This window comes from Geodermatophilus poikilotrophus (assembly GCF_900111455.1).
Lineage (GTDB): Bacteria > Actinomycetota > Actinomycetes > Mycobacteriales > Geodermatophilaceae > Geodermatophilus > Geodermatophilus poikilotrophus.
In genome coordinates this window covers 335,146-354,975 of sequence record NZ_FOIE01000008.1, presented here as the reverse complement: position 1 = coordinate 354,975, position 19,830 = coordinate 335,146, and the positions used below count along the sequence as shown (strand labels likewise).

20 protein-coding genes are annotated in these 19,830 nt (G+C 74.7%); 6 read left to right on the top strand and 14 right to left on the bottom strand.

Translation table 11 applies throughout. The features are described from left to right. The coding region (locus BMW27_RS19305) for a PRC and DUF2382 domain-containing protein (protein WP_091447043.1) at window positions 1-816 on the bottom strand (816 nt) is incomplete at its 3' end. 206 nt (window positions 817-1,022) lie between these two features. Between BMW27_RS19305 and BMW27_RS19300 the strand changes: the two genes are divergently transcribed. Continuing rightward, window positions 1,023-1,802, top strand: coding sequence for a TetR/AcrR family transcriptional regulator C-terminal domain-containing protein (locus tag BMW27_RS19300; RefSeq protein ID WP_091447040.1), 780 nt, complete (start codon window positions 1,023-1,025; stop codon window positions 1,800-1,802). 208 nt (window positions 1,803-2,010) lie between these two features. Here the strand turns inward: BMW27_RS19300 and BMW27_RS19295 are convergent, their stop codons facing one another. Genes BMW27_RS19295 through BMW27_RS19265 form a run of 7 tightly spaced genes read right to left on the bottom strand, consistent with a single transcriptional unit; the run spans window position 2,011 to window position 4,830 of the window. After that, window positions 2,011-2,577, bottom strand: a complete 567-nt coding sequence (locus BMW27_RS19295; protein ID WP_091447037.1) for an alkaline shock response membrane anchor protein AmaP — start codon at window positions 2,575-2,577, stop codon at window positions 2,011-2,013. After that, window positions 2,574-3,104, bottom strand: a complete 531-nt coding sequence (locus tag BMW27_RS19290; RefSeq protein ID WP_091447035.1) for a DUF6286 domain-containing protein — start codon at window positions 3,102-3,104, stop codon at window positions 2,574-2,576. Before BMW27_RS19290 ends, BMW27_RS19295 begins: the two co-directional genes overlap by 4 nt. A 13-nt stretch (window positions 3,105-3,117) precedes the next feature. Continuing rightward, window positions 3,118-3,531, bottom strand: a complete 414-nt coding sequence (locus tag BMW27_RS19285) for an Asp23/Gls24 family envelope stress response protein (protein ID WP_091447032.1) — start codon at window positions 3,529-3,531, stop codon at window positions 3,118-3,120. After that, the gene (locus tag BMW27_RS19280; RefSeq protein ID WP_091447028.1) at window positions 3,528-3,710 is read right to left on the bottom strand and encodes a hypothetical protein; all 183 of its coding nucleotides are present in this window, start codon (window positions 3,708-3,710) and stop codon (window positions 3,528-3,530) included. The genes BMW27_RS19285 and BMW27_RS19280 overlap by 4 nt, the downstream gene beginning before the upstream one ends. 36 nt (window positions 3,711-3,746) lie before the next feature. Further along, window positions 3,747-4,004, bottom strand: coding sequence for a hypothetical protein (locus BMW27_RS19275; RefSeq protein WP_091447026.1), 258 nt, complete (start codon window positions 4,002-4,004; stop codon window positions 3,747-3,749). 23 nt (window positions 4,005-4,027) lie between these two features. After that, window positions 4,028-4,363 (bottom strand): Asp23/Gls24 family envelope stress response protein, encoded by a 336-nt coding sequence (locus BMW27_RS19270; RefSeq protein ID WP_091447023.1) that lies wholly within the window; start codon window positions 4,361-4,363, stop codon window positions 4,028-4,030. Further along, window positions 4,360-4,830 carry an Asp23/Gls24 family envelope stress response protein gene (locus BMW27_RS19265; protein ID WP_091447020.1) on the bottom strand — a complete coding sequence of 157 codons (471 nt, stop codon included), beginning with the start codon at window positions 4,828-4,830 and terminating at the stop codon, window positions 4,360-4,362. The genes BMW27_RS19270 and BMW27_RS19265 overlap by 4 nt, the downstream gene beginning before the upstream one ends. Before the next feature lie 306 nt (window positions 4,831-5,136). Here BMW27_RS19265 and BMW27_RS19260 point away from each other — a divergent pair, with 306 nt between their 5' ends. Then, complete coding sequence (locus BMW27_RS19260) at window positions 5,137-5,844, top strand: hemerythrin domain-containing protein (RefSeq protein ID WP_091447017.1); 708 nt, start codon at window positions 5,137-5,139, stop codon at window positions 5,842-5,844. Window positions 5,845-5,961: 117 nt separating this feature from the next. Here BMW27_RS19260 and BMW27_RS19255 read toward each other — a convergent pair whose 3' ends face one another. Next, a complete protein-coding gene (locus BMW27_RS19255; RefSeq protein ID WP_091447011.1) occupies window positions 5,962-7,005 on the bottom strand; it encodes a YihY/virulence factor BrkB family protein in 1,044 nt (347 codons plus the stop codon). Between the two features lie 98 nt (window positions 7,006-7,103). Further along, window positions 7,104-8,549, bottom strand: coding sequence for an MFS transporter (locus BMW27_RS19250; RefSeq protein ID WP_091447008.1), 1,446 nt, complete (start codon window positions 8,547-8,549; stop codon window positions 7,104-7,106). A 190-nt stretch (window positions 8,550-8,739) separates the two neighbouring features. Between BMW27_RS19250 and BMW27_RS19245 the strand changes: the two genes are divergently transcribed. Then, a complete protein-coding gene (locus tag BMW27_RS19245; protein ID WP_091447006.1) occupies window positions 8,740-8,922 on the top strand; it encodes a hypothetical protein in 183 nt (60 codons plus the stop codon). A gap of 116 nt (window positions 8,923-9,038) precedes the next feature. Here the strand turns inward: BMW27_RS19245 and BMW27_RS19240 are convergent, their stop codons facing one another. Further along, a complete protein-coding gene (locus BMW27_RS19240) occupies window positions 9,039-10,832 on the bottom strand; it encodes an acyl-CoA dehydrogenase (RefSeq protein ID WP_091447003.1) in 1,794 nt (597 codons plus the stop codon). A 333-nt stretch (window positions 10,833-11,165) separates the two neighbouring features. Here BMW27_RS19240 and BMW27_RS19235 point away from each other — a divergent pair, with 333 nt between their 5' ends. Together BMW27_RS19235 and BMW27_RS19230 are read left to right on the top strand one after the other, a co-directional pair. Further along, on the top strand, window positions 11,166-11,642 hold the full coding sequence (locus tag BMW27_RS19235) for a hypothetical protein (protein WP_091447000.1): 477 nt from the start codon (window positions 11,166-11,168) through the stop codon (window positions 11,640-11,642). 52 nt (window positions 11,643-11,694) lie between these two features. Further along, window positions 11,695-12,864 (top strand): zinc-dependent alcohol dehydrogenase, encoded by a 1,170-nt coding sequence (locus BMW27_RS19230; protein ID WP_091446997.1) that lies wholly within the window; start codon window positions 11,695-11,697, stop codon window positions 12,862-12,864. A gap of 58 nt (window positions 12,865-12,922) precedes the next feature. On the opposite strand, the gene BMW27_RS19225 is transcribed toward BMW27_RS19230, so the two are convergent. Further along, window positions 12,923-14,707 carry an MDR family MFS transporter gene (locus tag BMW27_RS19225; RefSeq protein WP_091446994.1) on the bottom strand — a complete coding sequence of 595 codons (1,785 nt, stop codon included), beginning with the start codon at window positions 14,705-14,707 and terminating at the stop codon, window positions 12,923-12,925. Continuing rightward, window positions 14,704-15,225, bottom strand: a complete 522-nt coding sequence (locus tag BMW27_RS19220; RefSeq protein ID WP_091446992.1) for a MarR family winged helix-turn-helix transcriptional regulator — start codon at window positions 15,223-15,225, stop codon at window positions 14,704-14,706. The genes BMW27_RS19225 and BMW27_RS19220 overlap by 4 nt, the downstream gene beginning before the upstream one ends. A 193-nt stretch (window positions 15,226-15,418) precedes the next feature. Between BMW27_RS19220 and hrpA the strand changes: the two genes are divergently transcribed. Further along, complete coding sequence (gene hrpA / locus BMW27_RS19215; protein ID WP_091446989.1) at window positions 15,419-19,354, top strand: ATP-dependent RNA helicase HrpA; 3,936 nt, start codon at window positions 15,419-15,421, stop codon at window positions 19,352-19,354. 25 nt (window positions 19,355-19,379) lie between these two features. On the opposite strand, the gene BMW27_RS19210 is transcribed toward hrpA, so the two are convergent. Then, window positions 19,380-19,742, bottom strand: coding sequence for a hypothetical protein (locus BMW27_RS19210; RefSeq protein WP_091446986.1), 363 nt, complete (start codon window positions 19,740-19,742; stop codon window positions 19,380-19,382). Window positions 19,743-19,830: the final 88 nt, after the last annotated feature.

Sequence of the window (19,830 nt, the reverse complement as noted above, 5' to 3'; positions counted from 1 at the left end):
CTCCTTGCGGACGTCCTCCGACACCCGCTCCTGGTCGGTGACGGTCTCCTTGTCCAGGCGCACCCGCTCGACCGGCACGGCCTCCTTCTCCACCACCGGACGCTCGGCGTGCAGGGTGACCTCGTGCTCCTCCTCGGAGATCGCCGGCCCGTCCAGGGCGTTGCCGACGTTGGCGTCGGTGATCGGCTCGCGCTCGACCCGGACCTCCTCGCGGGAGACCGGCACCGTCTCGGTCACGTTCTCGGTGACCACGTACTTGCGCAGCCGGGCCCGGCCGACCTCCTCGGAGCGGGTGCCCACGTTGAGGCGCTCCTCCGAACGGGTCATCGCGTTGTCGGTGGTCGGGCCGGAGACGTCCCGGCCGACGACGCCGGCCTCGCCGGTGTGGTCGGCTCGCCCGTCCCGGTCGCTGTCGGTGTGGCCGGCGGTGCCCGCCACACCCGCGGTGCCCGCCAGGCCGGCGGTGCCCGTGGTGGTCTGCGTGGTGGTGTCGGTCGTCGTGCCCGAGCCGAGGCCGTAGTAGCGGTAGAGCTCCTGCTCCTCCTGCGGCGACAGGTGGCCGTCGGTGTCGACCTTCGGCGCGTCCTTGACTTTCTCCTTGTTGTCGGGGACGCGGAGGTGGTCGTCGGTGAGGTCGGCTTGGGCGAGCGGCACGAAGGTCTCCTTGGTGCCGAACAGGCCGGTGTGCACGGTGGCCCACTCCGGGCGGCCGGTCTCGTCGTCGAGGTAGACCTCGCTGACCTTGCCGATCTTGTCGCCGTCGGCGTCGATCGCGGTGGTGCCGATGACCTGCTGGATCTGCGTCTCGTTGATCATGGGTCCTCCTGTCGAGGGTCGTGGGGAGGGCTGCGGTCCGCAGCTCGCTCCGTGGCGCTCCGTCGTGCAGGCGCTGAGCCCCTGGTACCCGCTGCTTACACCGTAAACACGTCTCGCCGGGATGGCTGCGTGGAACCGGTGGGCCCCGTCCCGGCCCGGTCGGCGTACAACGGGGGCGGAGCGGGACGACGGCGGGAGCGTGCAGCGTGGCAGACGACGCGAACTCCCCCACCGATGTGCCCGACGACGGCACGGCCTACACGCGTGCGGTGCGGGAGACTCCGCCCGGCCCCGTCCGGACCCCGCTCGACCGGCGCCGGGTGCTCGCCGCGGCCATCGAGTTCATCGACGAGCACGGGCTCGAGGCGCTCACCATGCGCCGGATGGGCGCGCACCTCGGCGTCGAGGGGATGGCCCTGTACCGCCACGTCACCGGCCGCGACGACCTGCTCGACGGCGTCGTGGAACTGGTCGTCGACGAGCTCTACGGCGACCCGGAGGTGTACCTGGCGCCCCAGCACGGCTGGCAGGACTACCTGCAGCGGCTCGCGCACGGGGTCCGGCGGATCGCCATCGCCCACCCTGCCGTCTTCCCGCTCATCGCCACGCGGCCGCCGGCCGCGCCGTGGGTGCGACCGCCGTTGCGCAGCCTGCGCTGGCTGGAGTCCTTCCTCGACGCGCTGACCACCCACGGTTTCAGCGACGGGGCCGCGGTCGCCGCCTACCGGGCCTACACCAGCTTCCTGCTCGGCCACCTGCTGCTCGAGGTCTCCCAGCGCGGCGTGCCGATCAGCCCGCTGGACGACCCGGAGGGGGCGCCGCAGGTCGAGGACCGCTCGCTGGCCGCGTTCCCCCTCGTGCGCCGGTTCTCCGCGCTGCTGTCCGAGGACGAGTCGACCGCGGAGTTCGAGGAGTCCCTGGAGAACCTGCTGGAGCGCCTGCAGCGGGTGCTCCGGGAGTCGCAGCGTCCCGGTCCGCCCCGCTGACCTGCGGGGGACCAGTCCGTCACGACGTCGGACAGGTCGGGTACCCCGGTCGGTCCCGGCTCCTGGAGCGCCGTCCCCGACGACGTGCGCGGCTCGGGCCGCCCGCCGGCCCGGCGGTGGGTGCAGGCCGACGCGGCGTCGGGCGTCACCGGTCCTCCGGGCGGGCGAGCGGCTCGGCGGTGTGGTCCACCGGGTGGACGCCTTCCGCTCAGCGCAGGCCGCGGCTGCCCGAGCGGCGGCCGGGCCGCAGCTCGACGTCCACCGGCAGGTCGGGGTCGTCGATCGCCTGGCGGGCGTGGGCGACCAGCCGGTCCTCAAGCGCCCGGCGGACCTCGGCGACGTCGGCGTGGTCGGCCAGCTCGACGGCGACGGTCAGCTTCCGCCCGCGGTCCTCGACCAGCCGGGCAGAGGCGCCCACCACGCCGCGCAGCGCCTGGGCCTCCTCCTCGATGGCGTCGGTGAGGGCGCCGGCGTGCACGACGGTGCGCCCCTCGCGGTCGTCGCGGGTCAGGTCCAGCCGGCTCAGGCGGTCGGTGTGCAGCTGGGCGAGCAGCCAACGCAGCGCCAGCAGGGCGATCAGCAGACCGGCGCCGGCGACGGCCCACCAGAACCACGGCTGGTCGTCCTCGAAGCGGCGGGCCGCCGCGGGCAGCACCGGTGGCGGATCGCCGAACGCGCCGGAGCCCGCGGCCAGCCCGGCACCGCCGCCGCCGAGCAGCAGCATGCCGAGCAGGGTCAGCACGGTGCGGTTGGCGGTGTCGACGCGGCGGCTCATCGTCCGGCTCCCCTCGAGACGGTGACGCGGGGGCGCAGCGTGCCCGCGAGACCGAGCTCCTCCAGGCGCTGGGAGACCGCCTCGGTCACCCGCGACTGCAGGTCCCCGGGCTCGCGGAGCGCAGTGGCCGCGCGCACCCGCACGGTGCGGCGGCGGGCCCGCACCCGCGCGTCGCGGACGCCGTCGGGCCGGGTCGCGGCGGCGCGCAGCGTGCGCTCGATGCCGCGCCGGGACGCCGTCGTCCGCACCGACTCGACCCGCGCGGGCAGCGGCAGTGCCCCCGGGCGTCCGCGGCGCAGCGCCAGGACCAGCAGCACCAGGCCGAGGACCACGGCGCCGACCAGGGCGGCCCGCACCGCGCCCGAGTCGAGGGACTGGTCGGTCAGCCAGGACGTCCAGTCCGGGTGCGGCACCAGCCAGGGCCGCCGCCCGAGGGCGGCCAGGACGACCTCCACGACCGCCAGCAGGCCGCCGAGCAGGAGGGCCAGGGCCAGGAGGGTGGCCAGGACCCGGTTCACCACGGTCATCGCCGTCCTCCCCTCACTGCACGCGCCGGGCGGGCGCCGCAGCGGTTCTGAAGTCGACGACGTCGACATCGACGTGCGCGACCTCGACGCCGGTCACCCGGCGCACGTCCTCGCGGACGTGGGCGCGCAGCCGGTCGGTCACGGCGCGGACCGACTGCGGCCAGGTGACCGCGATGGTCGCCTCCACGGTGGCGATCGAGCCGTCGACGGTGGCGCGGACGGCGGCCTCGGCGTCCGGGCGGGACTCGCCGACGGGGATGCCGAGCAGCCGGCGGGGCGCGGCGGCGACGCCGTCGACCTGGGTGGCGGCGTGGCCGGCCACCCGCTCGACCACGCGGTCGGCGATGGACAGGGTGCCGCGGTCCTCGGGCGCCCTGGTCCCGGGTGTGCCGCCGGTGGTCCCGGCGTCTGCGGCCGGCGCCGTCACCGGCCCTGCCCCCGGCCGCCCAGGTACGGCGTCAGGTCGAGCTGGCCGGAGACGACCCTGCCGACGAGGGAGCCGAGCACGCCGAGGACGGCCGTGCCGACGAAGGCGTCGAACCCGCCGACCACCCACGCGAGGCCGAGCAGCAGACCGGTGAACAGACCCACCACGGTGGGGGGCATGGCGGTACCTCCAGGGAGAGGGAGAGGGGAGCGGGCTCACCCGACTCGGCGGTGAGCGGGCGAGCGGCGCGACCGGCTCCGCCGCCACCAGGCGAGCAGCCGGCGCGCGCCGCGGGGACGGCGCACGAAGCGGACCTCGGAGCCGGCCGGGCCGGGGGTCCCGGCCGGCGACCGGGCACCCCAGGCCCGCAGCGTGCGCGCGAACTCCTCGGCGTCGCCGCCGAGGTCGGGGTGGTGCCGGCGGAGGGCCGCGCGCCGCCGGCGCCGCTCGTCGGGTGTCAGGGGCGTCGGCATGGCGCGGGCTCCTCCGGGGTGGGTCAGGCCGACGGGCCCGGCGGCAGGGCCGGTCGCTCCTCGGCGGCCGGTTGCAGGTCGGCGACGTGCACGTCGACGGGGCGGCCACCGGCCAGCGGCGCCACCCGGGCCCTGACCTGGTCGGTCAGCGCCGGGATCGGGACGCCCTGGGCGACGACGACGCTGACGGTCACCCGCTCGTCGGTCACCTGCACGCCGTCGACCCGGCGGCCCGGGAGCAGCGTGACCACCGGGCGCAGCCCCCCAGCGTGCAGGGCGGTCACCGCCGGTGCGGTCAGGACCGCGGCGGCGATGGCGTCCGCGTCCGTGGAGGCCGCGGAGCCGGCGCCGGACGTCACTGGACCCGCGCGGGCTCCTGCGGACCCTCGTCGTCGGTCGGCAGGTGGATGTCGTTGACGGCGATGTTCACCTCGGTGACCTGCAGCCCGGTCATGCCCTCGACCGCGTTCACCACGTTGCGCCGCACGGAGCGGGCGATCTCGGCGATCGGCGCGCCGTACTCGGTGACGACGTCCAGGTCGACGGCGGCCTGCCTCTCGCCGACCTCCACCGACACGCCCTGACCGGCGGTCTGCGTGGCGCCCGGGATGCGCTCGCGGAGGGAGCCGAAGGCGCGCGCCGCGCCGCCGCCGAGGGCGTACACGCCGGAGACCTCGCGGGCGGCGAGCCCGGCGATCTTCTGGACGACGCCGTCGGCGATGGTCGTGTTGCCCTGGCCGGTCTGCAGCGCCGACGGCGAGGCCTGGCTGAGGGCGGTCGAGGTGCTGGTGCTCGTGCCGGTGGTGGGGCTCGTCGACTGGCTCATCGATCAGGACCTTCCTCGTCTGCAGCGGGGTGACCCCCGACGAGTCCCCAGCGGGTTTCTCGGGTAAACAACAAGATGGTCCACCATCGAATAGCGGGCTCTGGGTGGAGACGACGGCCGGCCGTGCGGTCGGGCCGGGCCGGGCCGGGAGCGTGTCGTCGCGGCCCTGCCGCCGGTGCGGGGGGCAGGGCGTGCTGCCGTGCACGCCGGTCCGCGCCGGTCGAGGCCCTACCACCCCGGGCGCATGCCGACGGCGCCCTGCGGGCACGACAGCAACCTCAGCCGGACCACCAGGAGGTACCCGTCGTGAGCCGTTCCATCGCCGACCAGTCGGTCGAGGAGCTCGGGGGGCCGGGCAGCGTCCTGGTCCGCCAGCGCCGTGACCACGTCCAGCTGGATCGGCTCCTGCACGAGCTGGACGGCACGACCGGCAGCGCCCAGGAGGAGGTCCTCGCCCGCATCGACCGGCTGGTCTTCAGCCACGCCTTCGCGGAGGAGAGCGTGCTCTGGCCGGTGGTGCGCCGGGTGCTGCCCGACGGCGAGGAGCTGACCCTGCGCATCGAGAAGGAGCACCAGGAGGTCAACGAGCTGGTCAGCGAGCTGGAGACGCTCGGGCACGACGACCCGCGGCGCGCGCAGCGGCTGTCCCGGCTCGTGGAGGTGCTGAACGAGGACGTCCGCGACGAGGAGGACGTGCTCCTGCCCCGCCTGCAGGAACGGCTCGACCCGCACGAGCTGCGCGCGCTGGGTCGCCGCTGGGACGTCGTCCGCCGGATCTCGCCGACGCGGCCGCACCCGACGGTGTCCCGGCGTCCGCCGGGCAACGCGCTCTCGGCGCTGCCGCTGACGGTGCTCGACCGCAGCCGCGACGTCGTCGACGCCGCCGTCCGCCGCGCCCCCGCGAGGCTGGCACCGGTCGGCCGGCTGGTCAGCCAGGGGCTGGCCGGGCTCGCCGGCCTGGTCGAGCGGACCCCGCCGGCCCGCCGGGGCGACCGGCCGCCGACGTCCCGCTGAGCCGACGAGGGCCCCCTCCCGGTCGGGTGAGGGCCCTCGTCGGTGACGTGCTGGAACGGCCCTCCTGCAGGGTCCCGTCGCGAGCTGGCGAGCGGCGGGGGGCAGGAGGGCCCTTCCTCAGTGGGTCTGCCGGTCCTTGGGCTCGGCGCGGGCGTCCAGCTGGATCTCCTTCTCCGCCAGCGGCACGCCCTCCTTCAGCTCCTTGCTGCGCTCGATCTCGGCGTCGAGCTCGATGCCGAACAGCAGCGCCAGGTTGGTGATCCAGAACCACACCAGGAAGACGATCACGCCGGCCAGGGCGCCGTAGGTGGCGTTGTAGTTGCTGAAGTTCGCCACGTAGAAGGCGAACAGCGCTGACGCGCCGGCCCACACCAGCAGCGCGACGGCGGCACCCGGGCTGGTGAAGCGGAAGCCGCGCAGCTTCACGTTGGGCGTCGAGTAGTAGAGGACGGCGATCATCAGCGCCACCAGCAGGACGACGACCGGCCACTTGGCCCAGCTCCACACGGTCACCACCTCGTCGGGCAGACCGATGGCCCCGGCGACGGCGTCGACCACGCGGCCGCTGAGCACCAGCATGGCCACGATCAGCGCCGCGAACAGCACGCCGACCAGGGTGACCAGCAGCTGCAGCGGCTTGAGCTTCCAGACCTTGCGGCCCTCGGGGGTCTCGTAGACCACGTTGGCCGCGCGGGTGAACGCCCCGACGTAGCCCGAGGCCGACCAGATGGCGGCGGCCAGACCGACGACCAGCCCGAGGCCCACCGGCGCGGTGTTGCCGGCCAGCTGCTCGACCACCGGGGTCAGCGTGTTCGCGGCCTGGGCGGGCACCACGGCGGTGAGGGCGTCGGTGAGCTCCTGCGGGTCGGTCAGCAGCCCGATGATCGACAGCAGCGCGATCAGCGCCGGGAACAGCGCCAGGGTGCCGTAGTAGGTGAGCGCGGCCGCCCAGTCGGTGAGGTTGTCCTCGCTGAACTCCGTCAGCGTCCGCTTCAGCGTCCCGCCGGTCGTCGCCTTCTTGTCCGCGCCCTTGGGGGCGCTGTCGAGCCGGGTCTCGTTGACCTTGGGGTCGTCCGGAGCGGGGTCACCGGCGGTGTTGCCGGCGAACTGGGTCTCGTTCGCGGCGGTACCGCTGCCGCGCGGACCGGTGGAGCGGGCCATCGTCAGTCCTCCGTCGGGTGTGGAGCGATCCCGCACGGAGTGCCCCGGATGATCGTGGTCCATACCCGCGACCGGTGTGTCGCGACCGGGCCGTGACCTCAGCGCGCGTCGGCGACCGGGACCGTTCCGCCCGCCACCGCCGTGCCGCGCCGTCCCCGCCCGGCCAGCGTGACGGCGGCGACGGCGGCCGCGCTGCCCGCCCCGACGAGCGCGACCGCGGTGAACGAGCCCGCCGATGGGAAGCCGGTCGCCCCCGTCCCGGCGGCGAGGACGGCGACGGTCACCGTGCTGCCCACCGCCTGGCCGACCGAGCGCGCGATCGAGTTCACCGCGTTGGCCACCCCGGTCTCCTCGGGGCGCACGGCGGCGACCACCAGCGCGGGCAGCGCCGCGTAGGCCACCGTCACCCAGATCTGGGTGAGCAGCCCGGCGGCGACCACCTGCGCCGGGGTGTCGCGCAGCACCGCGAACAGGCCGAAGCCGGCCAGCCCGCACACCGCGCCGGCGCGCAGCGTGGTCAGCGCGCCGAGCCGGGCCACCACCCGCCCGGCGACCGGCGCGAGCAGGACCCCGGCCACCCCGCCCGGCAGCAGGTAGACCACCGCGGCCTCCAGCACCGAGGCGCCGAAGCCGTACCCGGCGGCTCCAGGCGGCGTCTGCACGAACTGCAGGACGACGAGGAAGGAGGCGAACAGCCCGATCCCGGTCAGCAGCCCGGCCACGTTCGGGACGACGATCCGCGGGTCGGCCAGCAGCCGAGGGCGGACCAGTGGCTCGGCCCGCCGCCGCTGCAGGAGCACCCAGCCGGGCAGCACGAGCGCCGCTCCGGCCAGGCAGCCCAGCGTCCCCGGCGACGTCCAGCCCCAGGCGTTGCCCTGCGAGACCGGCAGCAGCAGGAGCACCAGGCCCACGGCGAGCACGGCGGCGCCGGCCCAGTCGACCCGGCCCGACCCGGTGGCCCGCCGGCGGGGGAGGACCACCGCCGTCAGCACCAGCGTGACGAGGCAGACGACCAGGCCGATCCAGAAGGGGCGGTGGTAGTCGGCACCGTCCCGGGTGAGCATCCCGGCGGCGACCAGGCCCACCACGCCGCCCACCGCGAGCGTGCTGCTGACCACGGACATCGCCACGTCCAGCCGCCCGGCGGGCAGCTCGCGGCGGAGCACGCTGATCGCCAGCGGGAACAGGCCGTAGGAGGCGCCCTGCAGGACCCGTGCCACCAGCAGCAGCGGCAGCGAGGAGGTGACCAGGGCGAGCAACGTGCCGGCCGACATGGCGACGAGGACGCCGAGCGCCACCGGCCGCTCGCCCCAGGTGTCCCCGAGGCGGCCCAGCACGGGGGTGGCCACGGCGGCGGCCAGCAGGTTGGCGGTCAGCACCCAGCCGGCGGCGTTGGCCGACACGCCGAGCTGCGCACCGATCGTCGGCAGCAGCGGGACGACGAGGCTCTGCATGAGCGACAGCGACGTCGTCCCGAGGGCCAGGACGGCGACCAGCGGTCCCGGGCGGGGTGACCGCTGCTCGTCATCGGCGGCGCGGGACACCCGGCGATCAGACCACGGTCGGGGATCCCGGGCGCGTCTGCGCCCCGGAGTGGAGTCGCTCACACACCACCAGGTGCGGCCCCACCTCGACGGTTGGGACCGGGGTCGGGTTGGGTAGTCCCGTTGCGACGACGTGCCACGGGGGCCTCCGACCCCTGTGGCGACCCTCCTGCACAAAGGGGTTGGACTGATGGTGCTGTGGCCGGCCGTGACCCTCGTCGGGTTCCTGGTCCTGACCGCACTGGTGATCGTGATGGGGACCTCCTCGACGGCGCGGTACGAGCGCGAGCAGCGCTCCGCGACGGCCGTCCCGGCCCGCCCGGCCACCACCCGGACCGCAACCGGCGAACCGGTGGGAGCCCGCGCCGCCTGACGGAGGACCACCCCCCCACGCCTCGTGGGAGGACCCCGTCCTCCGCACCGTGAGACGACCCCTGCGCCCCGTGACTCCTCGGAGTGGCGGGGCGCGGGTGCGCCCGGGGCCGTGGGTCAGAGGCAGGCCTCGTCGGTGTCGAGGACCGTGCGGTCCAGCGACTCCAGCAGGTCGAACTGCGCGCGGGTGCGCGGCAGCTCCCACCGCCAGAAGTAGCGGGCCGCGGCGCGCTTGCCCTCGTGGAAGGCGTCGGTCGAGCCCTCGCAGGCCAGCGCCTGCTCCAACCACAGCCAGGCGACCACCAGGTGGCCCACGGCCTCCAGGTACACGCTGGCGTTGGCCAGCGCGACGTCCGGGTCGCCGGTGCCCCACAGCGTCGCGGTCACCGAGCCCGTGCGGGCCACCGCGGCGTCGAGGTCGGCGGCGAGACCGGCCCACTGCGTCCCCGCGGCGCGCGCGGTGGTCGCGCCGATCGTCTCGGCGAGCAGCCGCAGTCCGGCCCCGCCCCGGGCGACCACCTTGCGGCCGAGCAGGTCCAGCGCCTGGATGCCGTTGGTGCCCTCGTGGATGGGGTTGAGCCGGTTGTCCCGGTAGAACTGCTCGACCGGGTAGTCCCGGGTGTACCCGTAGCCGCCGTGCACCTGGATGGCCAGGTCGTCGGCGACCGGGCCCCACTGCGACGGCCACGCCTTGGCGATCGGGGTGAGGGTGTCCAGCAGCAGGTGGGCGCGGGCGCGCTCCTCCTCGGTCTCCGCGGTCTGCTCCTCGTCGACCAGTCGCGCGCAGTACAGGCCCAGGGCCAGTCCGCCCTCGGCGTAGGACTTGGCGGCCAACAGCATCCGGCGCACGTCGGGGTGCCCGATGATCGGCACGGGCCGGCTGTCCGGGTCCTTGGCGCCGGCGCGGCGGCCCTGGGTACGGGTGCGGGCGTACTCGAGGGCGTGCAGGTAGCCGGTGTAACCCAGCACGGTCGCGCCCATGCCGACGCCGATCCGCGCCTCGTTCATCATGTGGAACATGTAGGTGAGGCCGCGGTGCGGCTCTCCCACGAGGTAGCCGACGGCGCCGGGCTGCCCACCGGGGGTGTGCACGCCCTCGCCGAAGTTCAGCAGCGTGTTCGTCGTCCCCCGGTAGCCCATCTTGTGGTTCAGCCCGGCCAGGACGACGTCGTTGCGCTCACCGAGCGACCCGTCCTCGTCGACGAGGAACTTCGGGACGATGAACAGCGAGATGCCCTTCACCCCGGGCGGGCCGCCGGGGATCTTGGCCAGCACCAGGTGGACGATGTTCTCGGTCAGCTCGTGGTCGCCGCCGGAGATCCACATCTTGTTGCCGGTCAGCCGGTACGTGCCGTCGTCCTGCGGCACGGCCCTGGTGGTGATGTCGGCCAGCGAGGAGCCGGCCTGCGGCTCCGACAGCGCCATCGTGCCGAACCAGCGGCCCTCGATCTCCGGGCGCACGTAGGTGTCGATCTGCTCGCGGCTGCCGTGCGCGAGCAGCAGCCGGGCGTTGCCCATGGTGAGGAACGGGTAGGCCGACGTCCCGACGTTGGCGGCCTTGAACCACGCGAACACGGCCTGCCCGACGACGTGCGGCAGCTGCATGCCGCCGTACTCCTCGTCGAACTCCCCGGCCATCAGCCCCGCCTCGACGAAGACGTCGAGGGCCTGCTTCACCTCGGGGACGAGCACGGCCTTCCCGTCGACCATCCGCGGCTCGTTCTCGTCGGCCGTGCGGTTGTGCGGCGCGAAGTGCTCGGTCGCGATCTGCTCGGCCAGGTCGAGCACCGCGTCGAAGGTCTCCCGGGAGTGCTCGGCGTAGCGCGGGCGCTTCACCAGGTCCTCGACGCCCAGCCACTCGTGGAGCAGGAAGTCCAGGTCGCGGCGGGACAGGATCAACGACGAGCGCACGACGCCTCCACGCGAACGGCAGGGACCCGGGTCCCATCCGGCCCGGTCCCGCCACAGTAGGACGTCGGGCGGACGGCCGGCGGGCGCGCCGGCGGTCCCGGCACCACCGCCCGCGGTCGACGACCCGCGACCCCGCGACCCCGCGACCCCCTCGAGTCGATCACGGGGTGGTCGCCGGCCGCCCCGGCGTGCCCGTCCGTGTCGCCTGCACCACCCCCATGATCGACGCCGACCGAGGGGACCCGTGGCGGACGGTCCCGCTCCGGCGATTGACCCCGTCGGGGTCCTGGGTAGCCCGCCGTCTCCGGACGTCGATGCCCAGGAGGACGCGTCATGGCCGTGCCCAGGTTCCTCGACTCCCTCCGGGGAGCCGCCACGGAGGCAGGGGGCGCGCTGCTCGGCCGCCTCCAGCACGTGCGGCTGCCCGGGGTGGGTCAGTCGTCGGCGGCCGACGACCCCGAGACCGCTGCGCGCCGCTGGCGGGCGGTCACCGTGCTGTGCTCGCCGGAGCAGGTGGGCGCGGGGGCGGACCTGCCCGCGCCGCTGGCCGCGCTGGGCGACCGCCTCGACCTGCGGATCACCCCCGCTCCCGGCGACCGCGGCACCGAGCTCGCCGCGCGCTACCGCGACCGGGCGTCGGACGACGACCTGCGCGCGCTGCGCTCGGCGTTGCGCGCGGCCAAGCAGCTGATCGAGGTGGGCGAGGTGCTCCGGGTGGACCCGGCGCCGCACGGCGTCCGCAAGCCGACGCCGCAGGGAGCGGCGCTCGAGGGCGCGACGGCTCGCGCCGGGGGAGAGGGCGTGCTGTGAGCGGCGCGGTGGTCGTGCCGGCGCCACCGGCCGGGAGCGAACGGGGGGCATCGTGAGAGCGGCGACCTGGACCGGGGTCAACGAGGTGTCGGTGGAGACCGTCCCGGACCCGCAGATCCTCAACGACCACGACGTCATCCTGCGGGTGCGGCGCACCACCACCTGCGGGTCGGACCTGCACCTGCTCGGCGGCTACATCCCGTTCATGCGCGCCGGCGACGTCCTGGGCCACGAGTTCATGGGCGAGGTCGTCGAGGTGGGGAGGGGCGTGCGGGAGCGGAAGGTCGGCGACCGGGTCGTCGTCAACTCCTTCATCGCCTGCGGGCACTGCTGGTACTGCAGGCAGGAGCTCTACAGCCTCTGCGACAACGGCAACCCCAACCCCGGGATCACCGAGGCGCTGTGGGGTCAGAGCCCGGGCGGCTGCTTCGGCTACTCGCACGCGATGGGCGGCTGGGCCGGCAGCCACGCGGAGTACATCCGCGTCCCGTACGCCGACGTCGGTGCCTTCGTCGTCCCGGAGGGGGTGAGCGACGAGCGGGCGCTGTTCGCCTCCGACGCGGTCTCCACCGGCTGGATGGGCGCCGACCTGGCCGGCACGAAGCCGGGGGACGTCGTCGCCGTCTGGGGCGCCGGCGGCGTCGGCCAGATGGCGGCCCGCGCCGCGATGCTGCTGGGCGCGGAGCGGGTGTACGTCATCGACCGCCTGCCCGAGCGGCTGGCCCAGGTCCGCGAGCACGTGGGCGCCGAGGTGGTCGACTACTCGTCGACCGACGTCCTGGCCGAGCTGCGCGAGGTGACCGGCGGCCGCGGGCCCGACGTCTGCATCGAGGCGGTCGGCATGGAGGCGCACAGCTCCGGCATCCAGGGCGCCTACGACCAGGTCAAGCAGCAGCTGCGGCTGCAGACCGACCGGCCGTCCGCCGTCCGGGAGGCGATCCTGGCCTGCCGCAAGGGCGGCAGCGTCTTCGTGCTCGGCGTCTTCGCGCTGATGGTCGACAAGTTCCCGCTCGGCGCGATGATGAACAAGGGCCTGACCGTGCGCGGCGCCCAGGTGCACGGTCAGCGCTACATGCCGCGGATCCTCGACCACATGGCCCGCGGCGAGCTGACCACCGAGCACCTGGCCACCCACGTGATGCCGCTCGAGGACGCGGCGCGCGGCTACCAGCTGTTCAAGGACAAGGCCGACGGCTGCGTCCGCTCGGTGTTCGTGCCCTGAGCACACGGCAGTGGCCCCCTCCCGAGCGGGGAGGGGGCCACTGCGGTGCCTCCGTCGGTCAGGCGCGGTGCCGGTGCGGAGCGGCGTCCCCGGGGCGGCCGGCCGGGGGAGCGGTGGACGTCGGTGCCGCGGCGCCGACCGCCTGCGTGGCCTGGTCGGCCGGCTCGTCGGCGGACGGGTCGCCGGCGGTCTGCTGCTGCGCCGCCTCCCGCGCCGCCTGGATGCCGGACTTGTCCGACAGCGCCAGCTGCGGCAGGAACAGGAAGACGAGGAACCCGACGGCCGCCACGACCGCGGCGATGAGGAACACCAGGTCGATCGCGTCGGAGAAGCCGGTCGTGAAGGGCAGCGCCAGGTACGACGGCAGGTCCTGGATGAACGAGGTGTCGGACAGGTCGGAGCCGGCCTGCAGCTGACCGCTCTGCAGCGCCTGGGCCACCCGCGGGTCGGTCGCCGCGGCGGAGGTCAGCGACTCTCCGATCTCCACCGGCAGCCGGCTGAACAGCACCGAGAGGAAGACGGCGGTGCCGACCGTCGCGCCCATCTGCCGGAAGAACGTGACCGAGGAGGTGGCCACGCCCATCTGGCTCGGCGGCACGGCGTTCTGCACCGCGAGGACCGCGGGCTGGAAGTTGAAGCCGAGCCCGACGCCGAGCAGGACCATGAACGGCACCAGCGCCCAGATCGAGGTCTCGGCGCCGACGACGAAGGACAGCACCAGCAGGGCGACGGCCATCAGCGTGGTGCCGGCGAGCGGGAAGACCTTGTACTTGCCGGTCCGCGAGATCGTGACGCCCGAGCTCATCGCGCCGATCATGATCCCGGCGACCAGGGGGATCATCTGCAGGCCGGCGACGGTGGCGCTGGAGCCATGGACGATCTGCAGGTACTGGGGCAGGAGCAGCAGGCCGCCGAACATGGCGGCGCCCACCACCACGCTGCCGAGGCTGGCGATGGTGAAGCTGCGGTTGCCGAACAGGCGCAGCGGCAGCAGCGCCTCGTCGCGGTAGGCCCGCTCGGCCAGGACGAAGAGCACGAAACCGACGGCGCCGATGGCGTAGCAGGCCAGCGACCGGCCCGAACCCCAGCCCCAGAGCCGGCCCTGCTCGGCGACGACCAGCAGCGGCACGATGCAGGTGATGAGCGCCAGCGCGCCCGGCCAGTCGATGCGGTGGTCGCGCCGGGTGTGCGGCAGGTGCAGCACGCGGTAGACGGCGAGGAAGGCGAGCAGGCCGAGGGGCACGTTGATGAAGAAGATCCAGCGCCAGCCGGTCAGCCCCAGCAGGGACGTCTGACCGGCGAGGAAGCCGCCGATGACCGGCCCGAGCACGCTGGAGGTGCCGAAGACGGCCATGAAGTAGCCCTGGTACCGGGACCGCTCCCGGGGCGGCACGATGTCGCCGATGATCGCCAGGGCCAGCGACATCAGGCCGCCGGCGCCGATGCCCTGGACCGCCCGGTAGGCGGCCAGCTGGTACATCGAGTCCGCGAGGCCGCAGAGCACCGAGCCGACGACGAAGACCCCGATGGCGAACAGGTAGAAGGGCCGACGTCCGTAGATGTCGGAGAGCTTCCCGTAGAGCGGGGTGGAGATCGTCGACGTGATGAGGAAGGCCGTCGTCGCCCAGGCCTGCAGGTCGTAGCCCTGCAGGTCGTCGGCGATCGTCCGGATCGCCGTCGCGACGACCGTCTGGTCGAGGGCCGCGAGGAACATCGCGACCATCAGCCCGGCGATGATCGTGAGGATCTGCCGGTGCGTGAACGCGCCGTCCACGCCGGGGGCGGCGGCCGCCGCCCGGGCGTCCCGCCGCTCGGCCGCGCGGGTGCGGGTGCTGTGGGTCATGGCTTCTCTCTCGGTGATGCGGCGACCGGCGTGGCGGCGGGCTCGGAGGGGAGGGATGCGGCGAGGTCGTCCAGCAGACGACCGAAGAGGTGGGTCAGCGTGGTGAGGTCCGCGGCCGACCAGCCGGCGGTGACCCGGGCCAGGTGGGCCTCGCGGTCGGTGCGGACCTGGGCCAGCACGGCGCGGCCGGCCTCGGTGACGACCAGCCGGCTGGCCCGCCCGTCGGTCTCGTCGGCCACCCGCCGGACCAGGCCCTGATCGATCAGGGCGGCCACGTGCCGGCTGACCGTCGAGGGGTCGGCGTGCACCAGCTCGGCGAGCGCGCCTTGGCGCAGCGGACCGAGGCGCTCGAGCGGGAACAGCAGGATCAGCGCGGCGCGGCTCTCGGCGGACTGACCGGCCTTGAGGGCGTGCACGAGCCGCATGAAGCGCGGCAGTTGCTCGCCGAGCGTGCGCAGGTCGGCCAACCGGTCGTCGCCGGGTGTGGCCGGACCGGGCACGGCGGGGGACGGGGGCACGGGCGCTCCAGGGGAGGGCGGAGGGAACACGTGCACGTTACAAGCGGTTGTACAACTCAAGCAACAGGTTGCACGAGGCATCCAAGTGAGCCGTCCCACGCCCGCACGCCGCCGAGCGGTGCGATCCTGGACGACGCGCAGGCCGCCGTCCGCCCCGTGCCCTGCACCCCCGTGTCCAGACGAGGAGACCGTCGTGACCACCCCGCCCGACGACCTGCGCGCGCGGCTGGCCGGGCTGACCCTCGAGGACGAGCACCGGCTGCGCCGCAGGCTCGACGGCACCCGCAGGACGCGGGACGCCGGGGCCCGCGCCCGGCAGCAGGCGCGGATCGCCGCCGACGTCGCGGCCGCCGAGGAGCGGATCGCCCGCCGCCGCGCCGCCGTCCCGACGCTGCGGTACCCGGCCGAGCTGCCGGTGAGCGCCCGCCGGGAGGACATCGCCGCGGCGCTGCGCGAGCACCAGGTGGTCGTCGTGGCCGGCGAGACCGGGTCGGGCAAGACCACCCAGCTGCCGAAGATCGCCCTCGAGCTGGGCCGCGGCGTGACCGGCCGCATCGGGCACACGCAGCCACGGCGGATCGCCGCCCGCACCGTGGCCGAGCGGATCGCCGAGGAGCTGGAGACCCCGCTGGGCGAGGTCGTCGGCTGGAAGGTGCGCTTCACCGACCAGGTCGGCGACTCGACGCTGGTCAAGGTCATGACCGACGGCGTCCTGCTCGCCGAGATCGGCCGAGACCGGCTGCTGCGCCAGTACGACACCCTGATCATCGACGAGGCGCACGAGCGCAGCCTCAACATCGACTTCCTGCTCGGCTACCTGGCGCAGGTCCTGCCGCGGCGGCCCGACCTCAAGCTGGTCATCACCTCGGCGACGATCGACGTCGAGCGGGTGGCGAAGCACTTCGGGAACGCGCCGATCGTCGAGGTCAGCGGGCGCACCTACCCGGTCGAGGTCCGCTACCGCCCGGTGGTCGACCCCGACGACCCGGACGCCGACCCGGACCGCGACCAGGTCACCGCCATCGCCGACGCCGTCGACGAGCTGGCCGCCGAGGGCCCGGGCGACGTCCTGGTCTTCCTCGCCGGCGAGCGGGAGATCCGCGACACCGCCGACGTCCTGACCGAGCGGTTCCCCTCCGTGGAGGTGCTGCCGCTCTACTCCCGCCTGTCGGCCGCCGACCAGCACCGCGTCTTCGCGCCGCACACCGGGCGGCGGGTCGTGCTGGCCACCAACGTCGCCGAGACGTCGCTGACCGTGCCGGGCATCCGCTACGTCGTCGACCCGGGCACGGCGCGCATCTCCCGCTACAGCTCCCGGCTGAAGGTGCAACGGCTGCCGATCGAGCCGATCAGCCAGGCGTCGGCGCGGCAGCGCTCCGGCCGCTGCGGGCGCACGTCCGAGGGCATCGCCGTCCGGCTCTACACCGAGGAGGACTTCGAGAGCCGGCCGGAGTACACCGACCCGGAGATCCTGCGCACCAGCCTGGCCTCGGTGCTGCTGCAGATGGCCGCCCTCGAGCTGGGCGACGTCGCGGACTTCCCGTTCATCGACCCGCCGGACCGCCGGGCGGTCGCCGACGGCGTGGCGCTGCTCGAGGAGCTCGGCGCGCTCGGCGAGGACGGCGGACTCACCCCCACCGGCCGGTCGCTGGCCGCCCTGCCGCTGGACCCGCGCATGGCCCGGATGGTCGTCGAGGCCGACCGGCGCGGCGTGCTGGAGGAGGTGCTGGTCATCGCCGCGGGGCTGACCATCCAGGACCCGCGCGAGCGGCCGAGCGAGCACCAGCAGGCCGCCGACACCGCGCACGCCCGCTTCGCCGACGAGAACTCCGACTTCCTCGCGCTGCTCAACCTGTGGCGGTACGTCACCGAGCAGCAGGAGACGCTCTCGGGCAGCCAGTTCCGGCGCACCCTCAAGCGCGAGTTCCTGCACTACCTGCGCATCCGCGAGTGGCAGGACCTCTACGGCCAGCTGCGCAGCACCGCCCGCCGGCTGGGCATGACCACGGGCGAGCTCGCGACCGAGCCCGACGAGCGCGGCATCTCCGCCGCGCTGCTGTCCGGGTTGCTGTCCCACGTCGGCCTGCAGGTCGAGGAGGGGAAGGGACGGGACGGCGACCGGCGGCGCGGCGGCCGCGAGTACCTGGGCGCCCGCAACGCCCGCTTCGTCCTTGCCCCCGGCACCCCGCTGGCCAAGAAGCCGCCGCGCTGGGTAGTCGCCGCCGAGCTGGTCGAGACCAGCCGGCTGTTCGCCCGCACCGTCGCGCGCATCGACCCCGAGGTCGTCGAGCGGCTGGCCGAGCACCTGGTCAAGCGGCAGTACTCCGAGCCGCGCTGGGACGCCAAGCGGGGTTCGGTCGTCGCGACCGAGCGGGTCACCCTCTACGGCATCCCGCTGGTCGTGGGCCGGCGCGTGCAGTACGGCTCGATCGACCCGGTCGTCTCCCGCGAGCTGTTCATCCGGCACGCCCTGGTCGAGGGCGAGTGGACGACGCACCACCGCTTCTGGCACGACAACCAGAGGGCGGCGCAGCGGGTCGCGGAGCTCGAGGAGCGGGCCCGCCGCCGGGACATCCGGGTGGACGACGAGACGCTGTTCGAGCTCTACGACGCGCGGATCCCGGCCGACGTCGCCTCCACCCGGCACTTCGACAGGTGGTGGAAGGCCGCCCGGCGGGAGACACCCGAGCTGCTCACGTTCACGCCGGAGATGCTGACGAACGCCGCGGCGGCCGGGCAGGTGCGGGTCGAGGACTTCCCGGACGAGGTCCCCCTGAGCCAGGGGCTCACCCTCCCGCTGTCCTACGCGTTCGCGCCGGGCACCCCGACCGACGGCGTCACCGTCGACGTCCCGCTCGCCGTGCTGGACACCGTCGCCGAGCGGACGTCCGGGGAGTCGCTGGCCTTCACCGTCCCGGGGCTGCGCGAGGAGCTGGTCACCGCGCTGCTGCGCACCCTGCCCAAGCAGCTGCGCCGCGCGCTGGTGCCGATCCCCGACCGGGTGCGGGAGGTGCTGCCGGGCATCGCGCCGACCGAGCCGCTGCTGCCGGCGCTGGAGCGGGAGCTGCGGCGCGCCGCGGGCGTCGTCGTCCCCCCGGACGCGTGGTCGCCGGACCAGGTGCCCGACCACCTGCGGGCCACGTTCCGCGTCGTCGACGACCGGCACCGGCCGCTGGCCACCGGCAAGGACCTGCAGGCGCTGCGCCGCGAGGTCGCGCCGCAGAGCCGGGCCAGCCTGGCCGCGGCCGCCTCGGACGTCGAGCGCACCGGCCAGACCGCCTGGACGTTCGGCACGCTGCCGCGCACCGTCGAGGTCCGCCGCGGCGGGCACGTGGTCCCCGCCCACCCGGCACTGGTCGACGAGGGGACGACGGTCGGCGTCCGCGTGGTCGCCACCGAGGTCGAGGCCACCCGGCTGACCTGGCGCGGCGCCCGGCGGCTGCTGGTGCTCGTCGCCGGGTCACCCGCCCGGCAGGTGGTGAAGTCGCTGTCGCCGACGAGCCGCCTGGCGCTGCAGTTCAACCCGGACGGCGAGATCCCCGCGCTGGTCGAGGACTGCGTGGACGCCGCAGCCGACGAGCTGCTCGCCGCCGCGGGCGGGCCGCCGCGCGACGAGGCCGCGTTCGCCGCGCTGGTGCAGACCGCCCGCGCGCAGCTGCTGCCGCTGACCGCCGACACCGTGCGGCGGGTCGAGGCGGTGCTCACCCACGCCCGCGAGGTCGCCGTCGCGATCGGCGCGGCACCGGGACGGCGGGTGCCCGAGGCGGCGATCGCGGACCTGCGCCGGCAGATGGGCGGCCTGCTGCACCGCGGCTTCGTCGCCGCGGCCGGACGCCGCCGGCTGCCGGACCTGGTGCGCTACCTCAGGGGGATGGTGCACCGGCTGGAGAAGCTGCCGGCCAACGCCGTGCGCGACGAGCTGTGGATGCAGCAGGTCGCCGCGGTCACCGCCGAGTACGAGCAGCTGCGCGCGCGGGTGCCGTCGACGGGGGCACCGGACGACCCGGTGGCCCGGGTGCGCTGGATGCTCGAGGAGCTGCGGGTGAGCCTGTTCGCCCAGATCGTCGGCACCCCGCGGCCGGTGTCCGAGCAACGGGTCTACAAGGCGATCGACGCACTGCTCGCCTGAGCGGGGACCCCCGTCCTCCCCGCCCTCAGCCCGCCGTGCGGGCGCGCTCGCGCAGCAGGGCGGAGATGCGCTGGCGGGTGACGCCGAACATCGCGGCGATCCGGTTGATGCTGACCTGCTCGGAGGCCAGTGCGTGCGCCTGCTCGCGCCGCCAGGCGCCCCCGGCGCTGGCCAGCGAGGCCATCACCGAGCTGATCTGCTCGACGACCAGCGGCCGGGACTCCGCCGTCACGATGTCGAGCCAGGCCCGGCCGGTCTGCCGCTCGTCGAGCAGCTTCTCGGCGCGCGCCCGGGCCCCCTGGAGCTCGGTCAGGCAGGTGTCCAGCACGGTCATGAGCTCGGTCAGCGCCCGGACGGCCGGGTCCTGCGCGGTGTGATCCGTCGACACGGGCCTCCGCCTCTCCGAAGTTGGACGTAGTCAATCCAGTTGGACACTATCCATACCTCTGGGGCTGGATGCAAGACCTGTGACACGC